10 protein-coding genes, 1 tRNA gene and 1 pseudogene are annotated in these 12,213 nt (G+C 35.3%); 1 reads left to right on the forward strand and 11 read right to left on the reverse strand.

Going from position 1 to position 12,213, the window contains the following annotated elements:
- Window positions 1–247: pseudogene (locus ACIQ2X_RS08365) on the reverse strand (hypothetical protein); the annotation flags it as partial.
- A 102-nt stretch (window positions 248–349) separates the two neighbouring features.
- Here ACIQ2X_RS08365 and ACIQ2X_RS08370 point away from each other — a divergent pair.
- Window positions 350–835, forward strand: a complete 486-nt coding sequence (locus ACIQ2X_RS08370) for a thermonuclease family protein (protein WP_026726271.1) — start codon at window positions 350–352, stop codon at window positions 833–835.
- A gap of 147 nt (window positions 836–982) precedes the next feature.
- Here the strand turns inward: ACIQ2X_RS08370 and ACIQ2X_RS08375 are convergent.
- From ACIQ2X_RS08375 to ACIQ2X_RS08420, 10 genes are all read right to left on the reverse strand, one after another.
- Window positions 983–1,067, reverse strand: a tRNA-Ser gene (locus tag ACIQ2X_RS08375).
- 144 nt (window positions 1,068–1,211) lie between these two features.
- Window positions 1,212–2,345 (reverse strand): 3,4-dihydroxy-2-butanone-4-phosphate synthase, encoded by a 1,134-nt coding sequence (gene ribB / locus ACIQ2X_RS08380; RefSeq protein ID WP_396178474.1) that lies wholly within the window; start codon window positions 2,343–2,345, stop codon window positions 1,212–1,214.
- Window positions 2,335–3,819 (reverse strand): LptF/LptG family permease, encoded by a 1,485-nt coding sequence (locus ACIQ2X_RS08385; RefSeq protein WP_396178475.1) that lies wholly within the window; start codon window positions 3,817–3,819, stop codon window positions 2,335–2,337. The genes ribB and ACIQ2X_RS08385 overlap by 11 nt, the downstream gene beginning before the upstream one ends.
- Window positions 3,820–3,827: 8 nt before the next feature.
- Window positions 3,828–4,481 (reverse strand): outer membrane lipoprotein carrier protein LolA, encoded by a 654-nt coding sequence (locus tag ACIQ2X_RS08390; protein WP_396178476.1) that lies wholly within the window; start codon window positions 4,479–4,481, stop codon window positions 3,828–3,830.
- 1 nt (window position 4,482) lies between these two features.
- Window positions 4,483–6,930 carry a DNA translocase FtsK gene (locus tag ACIQ2X_RS08395; protein WP_396178477.1) on the reverse strand — a complete coding sequence of 816 codons (2,448 nt, stop codon included), beginning with the start codon at window positions 6,928–6,930 and terminating at the stop codon, window positions 4,483–4,485.
- Between the two features lie 53 nt (window positions 6,931–6,983).
- Window positions 6,984–7,358 (reverse strand): diacylglycerol kinase family protein, encoded by a 375-nt coding sequence (locus ACIQ2X_RS08400; protein WP_396178478.1) that lies wholly within the window; start codon window positions 7,356–7,358, stop codon window positions 6,984–6,986.
- 3 nt (window positions 7,359–7,361) lie between these two features.
- Window positions 7,362–7,859 (reverse strand): thiol peroxidase, encoded by a 498-nt coding sequence (gene tpx, locus ACIQ2X_RS08405; protein ID WP_396178479.1) that lies wholly within the window; start codon window positions 7,857–7,859, stop codon window positions 7,362–7,364.
- Window positions 7,860–7,991: 132 nt separating this feature from the next.
- Complete coding sequence (locus ACIQ2X_RS08410) at window positions 7,992–8,987, reverse strand: TerC/Alx family metal homeostasis membrane protein (RefSeq protein WP_396178480.1); 996 nt, start codon at window positions 8,985–8,987, stop codon at window positions 7,992–7,994.
- Between the two features lie 98 nt (window positions 8,988–9,085).
- Window positions 9,086–11,779 carry a DNA gyrase/topoisomerase IV subunit A gene (locus tag ACIQ2X_RS08415; RefSeq protein ID WP_396178481.1) on the reverse strand — a complete coding sequence of 898 codons (2,694 nt, stop codon included), beginning with the start codon at window positions 11,777–11,779 and terminating at the stop codon, window positions 9,086–9,088.
- Between the two features lie 15 nt (window positions 11,780–11,794).
- Window positions 11,795–12,213, reverse strand: a 419-nt coding sequence (locus tag ACIQ2X_RS08420) for a PDDEXK nuclease domain-containing protein (RefSeq protein ID WP_396178482.1), incomplete at its 5' end; no start/stop codon positions are given.

The raw sequence follows: 12,213 nt of genomic DNA on the forward strand, positions 1-12,213 counted from the left end.
ATTGATTATCTGCCATTTGTTTCATCAATGATGATAAACCAACTCTTACTGATTTACCAGCATTCGCACAAGCTCCAAATTCACTCATATTTTCACGAGTACGTATAAAGCCAGGTGCGGTTTTAATTTGTTCGGCAGATGGTCCGCCTTTTAATCCTGCAAAGTAACCATCGTTACCTTTGATTTTGAAGTGTCTAACTTCTCCGAGTGTGCCGACATATTTTATATGTCCTTTCTGTTTAGCCATTTTTTCTTATTTTTTTGAATTGATAAAAAACTTTTATAATATTGTAAAAATATTACATAAATAGTTGATATACAATAACTTAAATAACACAATTTAAACCAAATGAACACAATTTACCATAACAAGATTAAAAATAGATTTAGGATAGTACAAGTTGTTGATGGTGATGGATTGATTATTGAAAATATTTTTGATAAAAAATTAATTGAAATTAGATTTTTAGGAATAGATGCACCAGAGCTAAAGCTTTGTAAAAAGTTATATCAGGATGAGAGAGAAACACATTTAGCTGCTCATTTTTTGATTGAATTAGGTAGAAAATCTTTAAACTACCTTATGGAAATTGCACCACCAAAAACAAATATTTCAATAGCACTGGAAGAAAATAATATTTTAGATGTCTATGGTAGAACTTTAGCATATGTATTTTTAGAAGACGGTACTTGTCTAAATGAAAAAATGGTAGCTGAAGGCTATGCAAAGCCGTATAATCGATTTTATTGTAAAGAACTCACAAACTATCAAATATTAAATTTAAATGCTAGAAACGAAGTAAAAGGATTATTTTCATATTCTCTTAATTGGTAGATTTTTTATTATAGGTTTAGATCAAATGTTTTTTGAAACTACTTTATTTCCTATATAAAACTATACAATTGTGGGGATAATGTGGGGATATTTAGCAAATAAAAAACCCTAACTAATTGATATTCAATTGTTAGGGTTTTAATTCTGCGGAGAAAGAGGGATTCGAACCCCCGGACCTGTTACAGTCAACAGTTTTCAAGACTGCCGCATTCGACCGCTCTGCCATTTCTCCAATAATTTGCTTTCAATTCCTGATTGCGAGTGCAAATATAAGTTGTTTTTTTAATTCTCAAAGCTTTTTATTGAAAAAATATTGGCATTTTTTGGATATCAAAATTAACTTTTTCATACTGTATGAGTTAGCAGTGAAAAAATATTAGTAATTTACGTAGTCAATGATTTCTAAACCATACCCAATCATCCCAACGCGCTTGGCTTGTTGTGAATTCGACATCAATCGAATGCGAGAAATATCGATATCATGCAAAATTTGGGCTCCAATTCCAAAGTCTTTCGCATCCATTACTATTTTTGGTGCTTTATAAACACCTTCTGCTTGTAATGATTTAAGTTCTGTGATGCGTTTGAGTAAATTTATGGAATTACTTTCTTGATTGATAAAAATAATAGCTCCTTGACCTTCTTCATTAATAACTTTGAACATGTCGTCTAGTTTTTGATCGGCGTTGTTGGTCAAAGTACCTAGTAAATCGTTATTCACTAAGGTTGAATTGATTCGAGTTAATACAGTATCGCCTAAATTCCAGGTACCTTTTGTCAATGCGATATGTATTTGTTTGTTTGTAGTTTGCAAGTAAGCTCTCAATCGGAACGTTCCGAAGCGGGTTTCTATGTTAAAATCTTCTTTTTTTACAATCAAACTGTCGTGTTGCATTCGGTAAGCAACCAAATCTTCTATTGAAACCAATTTCAAGTCAAATTTCTTTGCCACTTCAACCAATTCAGGAAGTCGTGCCATCGATCCGTCTTCGTTCATAATTTCGCAAATTACGCCCGCAGGTTTAAAACCGGCCAGTCGGGCAAAATCAATCGCAGCTTCTGTATGTCCTGTTCTACGAAGTACGCCTCCTTGCTTAGCAATTAAAGGAAAAATGTGTCCTGGACGTGCTAAATCGAATGCTTTTGTATCGCCGTCAATTAATGCCAAAACAGTTTTAGAACGATCGGCTGCAGAAATTCCTGTAGTAACTCCGTTTCCTTTTAAATCAACCGAAACCGTGAAGCCCGTTTCCAAGTGATCGGTATTGTTGGTTACCATCGATTTCAAATCCAACTCTTTGCATCGACTTTCAGTCAGTGGGGCACAAATTAAACCGCGTCCGTGGGTCGCCATAAAATTAATCATTTCAGGTGTGGTTTTTTCGGCAGCACACAGAAAATCTCCTTCATTTTCACGATCTTCATCATCAACAACAATAATAATTTTTCCGTTACGGATGGCTTCAATTGCTTCCTCAATAGTATTGAGTTGTATTTTGTCAGTGGACATTATCTTTGGTTTTATTTTTAGTAAATATTTTTTTGAATGCGTTTTGAATGGGTGTCAAAATTACATCCATGTTTATAAGGCCAATATCATTTGTGGCTCTATAGGTTAATAGTAAGGCAAAAGGCGTTAGAATTATACTGGACATCCAAACCCCTAAAAAAGGCGTCAATCCGTCTTCTTGGGCTATTTTTTTTCCGAAAGTATTTGTAAAATGAAAAGTAATAAATATCAAAACTGCAAATACAATAGGTAATCCCAAGCCCCCTTTTCGAATAATAGCTCCAAGTGGAGCACCGATAAAAAACATCAATAAACATGCGTAACCCATTACAAATTTTTCATGGATGGCAATGTAATGGTTGTTGATGTTTTTACGCTTGCTATACATGTCTTCTTTCGACCCCAAAATGCTGAAATTAGCACTGGTTAAATTATTATAAGCCAGTTCTAAAAAACGCGCTTTTTCGACATCAGTAAATTCATGCAAAAGATCTTTGATAACTTCTTTCTTGAGGACTTTTTTTGGTAATGTATCTTGCTCAAATGAGCGAAAACTTTCCCGCATTGGTCCATTGTCTATTCCAGATCGAGAGTGGATATTTTCTGCAAATGAAACCACTTCGTTAGTATAACTTAAATTAAGTGAATCCAAGGTGTAGGAAAGTTCCTTGATATTCAACATAGAGTTGGTTCCCAATGTGATAGTTTCTTCGGCATTGTTTTTGTTTAGTTTCGATAAATCAAGATTCATCGTATATTTTTTGAACGTACTTTTTGCAAAAGGAATTTTTCTACGTTCTTCATATTTTTTAGGAATAACATCTTCGTATTGGTAGCCATCATATAAAACGAGTTGCAAAATATTCGAATCTTCGCTGCTTAAAAGTTTGCCAGATTTAGCTTTTATTACATTTGAAATTCCGTTTCCTTCGGCTTTCTTTTTGTGAATAGTTACGCCAGTTAATTGATTTCCTTTATCGCCCGATTTTTTTTCGACTTTGATGTTAAATGGTCCTACTTCACTAAACTGTCCTTCGGCTACCGCCATTGCTGGTTTCACTTGGGCTATGTTTTGCCTAAAGCTGGTAAATTTATAAGAGGAGTAGGGGATAACATTGTTGGCAAAAGTAAACGCTGCAATACTTAAAATAGCAATAAAAACAATCAGACTTTTCATAGCACGTTGTAGCGAAACACCTGAGGATTTCATAGCTGCAAACTCATAATTCTCGGATAGATCACCGAAGGTCATTATGGACGATAATAATATGGACAGTGGTAAAACTAACGGTACAACGTTAGGCATCGAATACATTAAAAACTTTAGGATCAATATTAAATCCAAATCTTTCCCGGCAAGTTCGGCAATAAAAAGCCAAACAGTTTGCAAAATGAATATAAAAAAAAGGATTACAAATACCGAAGTAAATGTAATCAAAAATGTTTTTAAAAGATATTTGTCGAGAATTTTCACTCCAGTTTTTAGTCTATATTGTTAATGTAATAGTTTGGGTATTTACTTTTAACAAATGTAAACTGATTTTTTGAAACGGGTTGATTGGTTTTAAAAGAATTAACAACAATTGTTGTTTTTGTACCATTCTTACCGGTTTCAATTACATTGTATATGTTTTTTGTTTGCACATCAATCCCTAATAATACCTCTTTTCGTTGATCTTTGGAACTGATTGGAACTAACTTGATGTATTGAATTTTTCTGCCACGAACATTTTGCAAAATATCCCACGAATATTTATATCCTTTGTTGAAAAATGTCAACATTTTTGAAGGTGTAATGGCATTTTCGTCTTTGTCGTCAAAATTGGAGATACTAATTTCTTCATCTTCTGGAACGATAGTGTATACTTTTTTGCCGTCAAATATTTTTGTAATCCCCATAAAATTGAGCACATAATTGTTGTTTTGAAGCAATACATTTCCTTTACTTTCCTGATTGATATTTTCCTTTACGTTTTGAAGGGAATATTTAAAATCAATCGCGATATTGTTATAACTTTTAACTTTTGAAGTGACTTCATCCAGTAAAGCTTTCGCTTTTACATCTTGAGCTTGTAGGGTACATATTGAAACTAATGTAAATAAAAAGAAGTATAATAATGGAGCCTTGAATTTCATTTTAAAATGTATTTTGTTCTTTATTAAAAAAATCGTCAAGAGAACTTAAATCCTGAATCGTTACATTTCTAGCTTTACTGCCTTCAAATGGCCCTACTATTCCAGCAGACTCCAATTGGTCAATTAAACGTCCGGCACGATTGTAGCCTAATTTTAGTTTTCGCTGAAGTAAAGATGCTGATCCTTGTTGTGCCGTTACGATAATTTCGGCCGCTTCACGAAATAAAGTATCTCTTTCGGAAACATCCATATCAAGTTTAGTGCCAGTTTCATCGGATCCAATAAATTCGGGTAGTAAGTAAGCATCGGGATACGCTTTTTGTGCTCCAATAAATTCAGTAATTCTTTCAACTTCTGGAGTATCTACAAATGCACATTGAACCCTAACAACATCATTTCCATTGGTATACAACATATCTCCACGACCAATGAGTTGATCGGCTCCCGAAGTATCTAAAATGGTTCGAGAATCAATTTTTGAAGTTACTCGAAACGCAATTCTCGCAGGGAAATTGGCTTTGATAATTCCTGTAATTACATTTACAGAAGGTCTCTGTGTGGCAATGATGAGGTGAATTCCAATAGCACGTGCAAGTTGTGCCAGTCGAGCAATCGGCGTTTCTACCTCTTTACCCGCCGTCATAATCAAATCGGCAAACTCGTCTACAACCAGTATTATATAGGGTAAAAATCGGTGTCCATTTTCGGGATTTAATTTCCGACTTTTAAATTTATCATTGTATTCCTTTATGTTCCGAACCATTGCCTCTTTAAGCAAATTGTAACGGTTATCCATTTCGACACATAAAGAGTTCAAGGTGTTGATTACCTTTGCGTTATCGGTTATAATGGCATCTCCTGCATCAGGAAGTTTGGCAAGATAATGGCGTTCAATTTTATTGAATAAAGTTAGTTCTACTTTTTTAGGATCAACCAAAACAAATTTAACTTCTGCGGGATGTTTTTTGTACAATAGCGAGGTTAAAACAGCATTTAATCCTACCGATTTTCCTTGACCTGTAGCTCCAGCCATCAGTAGGTGCGGCATTTTGGCCAAATCTACAACGAAAGTTTCATTGCTAATTGTTTTTCCTAAAGCGATTGGTAATTCCATTTCAGCTTCTTGAAAACGAGCCGAACCGATCACACTTTTCATCGAAACCATCGTAGGATTTTTATTTGGTACTTCAATTCCGATTGTTCCTTTGCCGGGAATAGGTGCGATAATTCGGATGCCTAATGCCGAAAGAGACAAAGCTATATCGTCTTCTAAACTTTTAATTTTTGAAATTCGGATACCTGCCTCTGGAACAATTTCATACAAAGTTACCGATGGTCCAACTGTTGCCTTAATTTGTGCAATCTCGATTTTGTAATTCCGCAGCGTTTCTACAATTCTGTTTTTATTTTCTTCTAATTCCGCTTGATTGATTGTTATTCCTCCTGTGGAATACTCTTTTAGTAAATCTAAAGACGGAAATTTAAAGTTTGATAAATCCAAAGTGGGATCAAATAATCCAAAATCGGCAACAAGTCGAGCGGCAATATTTTCGTCAATTGTTTCTTCTTCGGCTACTTTTTCAATCACAAAATCTTCTTGATGCAAGGGTTCGTCTACAACCAATTCGGGTGTGGAAACTGCTTTAGGTTTGATATCTAAACTAAGTTCGGAAGGATGGTTGATTGTAGGCTTTAGTACTTCTTTGTTAATTTCAAATTTGGAAGCGGGCTTGATAATCGGCTCTTTAGAAATCAATTCGGGTTCTTCATCCACTGCAAATTCTTCCAGATTGTATGATTTTTCTTCTGATCGGCTTTTCTTTAACCCTTCGATATCTGTGGTAACTTTGTTTTTGGATTTTTCAAAAGCATTTTTGAGGGTATCCGGAGAAATTTTGACTCTAAAAATTAAAAAAATAAGTAATCCAAAAAAGAGTACCAACAAGGTTCCGGATTTGCCCAAATAATCTTGTAAATAATCGTTTAGTTCAAAGCCAATAACACCGCCCAGTTCGGGTATTTTTGTGGCAAAAAAACCAAATAATACCGAAACAATGATGGCTATAAAAATATCCCAAAACCAACTGCTGCGTAATTTCCAAACCGATAAGTCTAAAATCAGATAGGCTCCCGTTAAGAAAAATAAGCGAACAAAAATAAATGCCGCCACGCCAAAACCTTCGTATACAAATATATTGGCGAGAAAAGCACCAAATTTTCCCAACCAATTTCGTACTTCTACACTGCGATTTCCGAGTTCATAAACTGCACTTTGATCTTGCTGCCCGTAAATGTAAAATGAAACGAAAGAGAGTGCTAATGCAACTGAAAACAACAGCAATAACGAGCCGAAAATAACTTTTTGCTGACGCGATAAAACACCCTTTTTGGGAGTGCCTGTCGTCGAATCATTTTTCGATGTGCTTGCTTTTTTAGTTGCTTTCGCCATACTTTTATGGATTAGATTTGATTAGTTATGAGATTTTTTCAATCGAAAACAAATTACAACGCTTGAATTATCGGAACATAAATCATTAGTCCAATAATAATTGCAGTTAATGCAGCAAAAAATACAGCTCCCGCAGCAATATCTTTGATAAAACCAATTCGGGAATGAAACTCAGGATGAATAAAATCAGCAATTTTTTCCACAGCAGTATTCAATCCTTCAATACTCAAAACCAAACCAATGGCTAATGTTTGAAAAAGCCAGGCTGTATTAGATATTTCGAAGTAAAATCCCGCAATTGTAATCAGAATTCCCAACGAAAACTGAACCATAATGCTGTGTTCGGTCGTGACTAATTTGTAGGCACCTTTAATGGCAAATTTAAAGCTCTTTAAACGTCCTGTTATAAATGTATGATCTTCTTTCATTTTTTAAAGGACTGCTAAAGCCGCTTCATAATTTGGCTCATCAGCAATTTCGCCAACTTGTTCAGCATGCAAAACAGTTCCATTTTCATCTAAAACAATCACAACTCTTGAATGTAAATCGGATAATGGGCCATCAATCATTTCTAAACCATAATCTTTACCAAATTGTCCCGATTTAAAATCTGAAAGATTGATAACATTTTCTAATCCTTCGGCACCACAAAAACGTTTTTGTGCAAAGGGTAAGTCACGAGAAATACACAAAACAACGGTGTTTTCTAATTGACTCGCTTTTTCGTTAAATGTCCGAACCGATTGAGCACAAGTTCCAGTATCAATACTAGGAAAAATATTTAAAACTACTTTTTTGCCTGAAAAATCAGCTAGTGAAGTGGTTGATAAATCGGTTTTTACTAATGTAAAATCTGTTGCTTTACTGCCTTTTTGCGGCAATGTTCCGTTTGTGTGAATAGGATTTCCACCTAATGTAATTGATGCCATAATTGATGAATTTTAGACGCCAAAAATACAGATTTTTTTGGACAAATTGAACAATCAAGTAGCTTAATCACGACTATTTTTTTCTGAAAATGGGCACGACTATACTTTTCCGTATACGTGTTGGCAATGGATTTATTCCAATGGCTTTTTTGCAAGGAGAACCGACAATAAAACCGAACCGATCAAAACACCTGCAATAATAATCAATGAAAAAACGGATTCGATATGATAAAATGGCGCTACAATCATTTTAAATCCTATGAAAGTAAGGATGATGGCCAAACCATATTTTAACATACTGAAAAGATATAAGAAATTATCGAGTAAGAAAAACAACGCTCTAAGTCCTAATATGGCAAAAATATTAGAAGTATATAAAATAAAAGGATCATCCGAAATAGCAAAAATTGCAGGAATTGAATCTACTGCAAAAAGCAAGTCGGTAAATTCGATAACTGCTAAAACCATAAATAGGCGAGTAGCCACTCGTTTCCCGTCTTTTATGGTAAAAAATTTGTCACCATCGTACGCATCCGAAACTTTAAATAATTTTCTAACGAGTTGTGCCCCTTTGGTTTGATTGTAATCGGCGTCATTATTTTCTTCGTCGGAGCTCCATGATTTTATACCTGCATAAATCAAAAATAGCCCAAAAAGCGTCATGATGATGTTGATGTTGTACGGCAGTTCAGCTATGTCAAAGTACCCCAAAATCGTGTTTAAGTACGTTAATTTTATCAAGAAAGCTCCTGAAAAAATGAAAATCGCTCTTAAAACTAATGCTCCAACAATACCCCAAAAAAGCACTTTATGTTTACTCGCATTTGGAACACTAAAAAACTTAAATACCATTATAAACACAAACAGATTGTCTACTGAAAGTGCTTTTTCAATCCAGTAGGCGGATTGAAATTCGTAAAATTTTGTAGGTCCTGCTATTTGGTATAAAATAGCGCTAAAACCCATTGCCAACCCAATCCAAACCACCGACCACGTGAGTGCTTCCTTGTTGGAAATTTCATGACTGTTTTTATTAAAAACGCCTAAATCCAGCAACAGCATTACAACTATCACGACGCCAAATAATGCGATTAACCCAGGATGTTCAAGATATATCGGATGATCCATAAAATGTTTGACAAAAAATTTCTACTCTTTTTTTTGTGGTACAAAACTAAAACTAAATTTGACAGTTCAGCCTAATTTTTACCTAAATTATCAATGGTTTATTCATTAAATAATGTGATTTGTCCGTCTTCATCCAATGCTGTATTTGGATCTACTATTATTTCGTCGATCACTTCTTTGTTCTCTGGAATTACTTCCTCGGGGATTTCAAAGGGCAAAGGTTCTAATAAATTAATCTGTTTTATTTTGTCTGACGTCAGTTGATTTCCTAAAGCTCTAATTCCTTTAACAGCTATAAAATTTTCAAAATCAATCGTTTGATTTTCTTTTTGGACGCCTTTTACCTTAGCAAATATAATTTCAGCGACGGGCCGGTAATCGGTTGCAACAATTTCAACTTGCGATTTTGGATGTTCGGTGACGAAAATTTCTTCTTTATTTTCGTTTTCAATAACAAATCGTTTAACAAAATATTTCTCTTTTTCACCTTCAAAATAGATTACAGAAATGGGCTTTTTAGGCGACCATTTTTCCATTACAATCATATCGTCATCAAAATGAGTGGTCAATTCTGGAATTATGGTTTTCACTTTACCGGATTGTTGAATGATGAGTAAGCGATCATTGGGTTTAAATTCACCGAGTAGTTCGCCTCTTCCATCAACATTTAATTTTTGTACGGTATCGTCAAACCAAATTCGCCTTGGTTTTAATGTTGAAATGCCTTTTTCTTTGAGTTCGATTTTTTTAATCGGATATTTAGTAACCAAATTTCCTTTTGAACTTCGTCCTTTAATAGCCAAATCGGCAAAGTCAATGTCGAATTTGAGTTTTTTAACGGTTCCCACTTGACGTAGGAGTACTGTAATTACTTCGGCTTCGCCATTTGGATTGTGCGAAAAATAAAGTACTTGTGAACCTGCTTTGTCTTGAGACAGCGGATAAACTTTGTCGCGAGTAACGCCCGAAACATTAAATCGCTTGATATAGGAAGGACCCGATTTTCCGTCACGGTAAATCATGTTGTAAATGGTTCGCTTGTCTTGCTTGTCAAAAACGGCGATGTGAATAATGTCTTTTCCTACAAATTTTTTGTCGTCTACTTTAGAAATTATCATCGAACCGTCGCGCAAAAACACGATGACGTCATCAATTTCCGAACAATCGGCTACGTATTCGTCTTTTTTTAACCCTGTTCCAAAAAAGCCTTCCTCGCGGTTGACATACAATTTGGTATTTCGCAAAATCACTTTCGTAGCTTCGATATCATCAAAAATGCGAAGTTCCGTTTGGCGTTCGCGTCCTTTTCCGTATTTTTCTTTTAATTTGGAAAAAAAGGCAATGGCAAAGTCGGTGATGTGTTCCAAATCGTGTTTGACTTGCTCCATCTCCGCTTCCAATTTTGCAATAGCATCATCTGCCTTATCCGAATCGAAACGGGTGATTCGAATCATCGGAATTTGTGTTAGTTTTTGCAAATCGTCGTCGTTTATTTCCCGAACTAACAATTTTAGATAGGGTTCAAAACTTTTATATAAATATTCGTAAAGCGATTCTCTATCAGAATAAAGTTTGAAGTCGATGTACATTTCTTCGCGAATGAAAATCTTTTCTAAAGTAGAAAAATGCCATTTATTCTGCAATTCTGCGAGTTGAATTTCCAATTCGCTTTTGAGTAAACCAACTGTTCGATGTGTCGAAATTTTCAACATTTCAGAAACACCGATAAAAAGGGGTTTGTGGTTTTCGATCACACAGCCCAAGGGAGCAATGGAAGTTTCGCAAGCGGTAAAGGCAAATAAAGCATCAATCGTTTTGTCTGGAGAAACCCCTGGAAATAAGTGAATTAAAATTTCAACTTCAGCTGCTGTATTGTCTTCAATTTTTTTGATTTTGATTTTGCCTTTTTCGTTGGCTTTCAAAATACTATCAATTAAAGTTACGGTATTGGTCGAAAACGGAATTTGAGTAATCACCAAGGTCTGTTTGTCCAACTGCGCAATTTTCGCCCGAACCCGAACGCGCCCGCCTCGAAGTCCGTCGTTATAATTGGAAACATCCGCAATTCCGGCTGTAGGAAAATCGGGGTATAATGTAAATGGTTTTCCTTTTAAAATTTTTATCGAACTGTCAATTAATTCGTTGAAGTTGTGTGGCAAAACTTTGGTAGACAAACCAACAGCAATACCTTCAGCTCCTTGCGCCAAAAGTAACGGAAATTTAACGGGAAGATTGATGGGTTCGGCTCTTCGACCGTCATAGGAAACGCCCCATTCGGTAATTTTAGGCGAATACAACACATCGTGGCCAAATTTTGAAATTCGAGCTTCGATGTATCGGGAAGCTGCCGCACTGTCGCCAGTGAGAATATTTCCCCAGTTTCCTTGCATATCGATAATCAAATCTTTCTGACCAATTTGCACCATAGCGTCGCCAATACTCGCGTCACCATGCGGATGGTATTGCATCGTATGTCCGACAATATTGGCCACTTTGTTGTAACGACCATCGTCCAACTCTTTCATCGAATGCATGATACGACGTTGGACGGGTTTGAATCCGTCTTCAATAGCAGGAACGGCTCGCTCCAAAATTACATAGGAAGCATAGTCCAAAAACCAATCTTTGAACATACCGGTTACTTTGGTAATCGTATCTTCAGGATTGTCGTTGTTTTCGTAAAAGTGATGTCCCGAGGTTTGAATATCATCAAAACCTTCGTTACTTGTCGATTCGTTTAAAGCTTCACTGCTTACGTCTTCGGGTAGGATATTTTCTTCGTCTTCGTTCATGTATTATGCTGAAATTTAATCTCTATTTTCAAAAGATTTTACATCGTTTTCTATTAAATTTTTTAATTCTTCTTCTGAGGGAAGTTGCAACATATATTTACTCACAAAAATTTCTTGGGATAATCCGCCAGTTGCATAATGTACTAATGCACTGTCTTTTTGACTACATAAAATTATTCCAACAGGCGGATTATCGTTCGCAAACATTTCATTTTCTTTATAATAATTCAAATATACGTTCATTTGCCCTGCATCTGCATGATCAAAATCACCAATTTTTAAATCTAATAAAACATGACACTTTAAAATTCGATGGTAGAAAACTAAATCTATTCTGTAATGTTTGTTGTTAAATGAAATGCGCTTTTGTCGGGCTTCAAAACAAAATCCGTTTCCAAGTTCGATTAGAAATTCCTGCAAATTATTGATTAGAG

It is taken from the genome of Flavobacterium sp., assembly GCF_044368625.1.
Taxonomy (GTDB): domain Bacteria; phylum Bacteroidota; class Bacteroidia; order Flavobacteriales; family Flavobacteriaceae; genus Flavobacterium.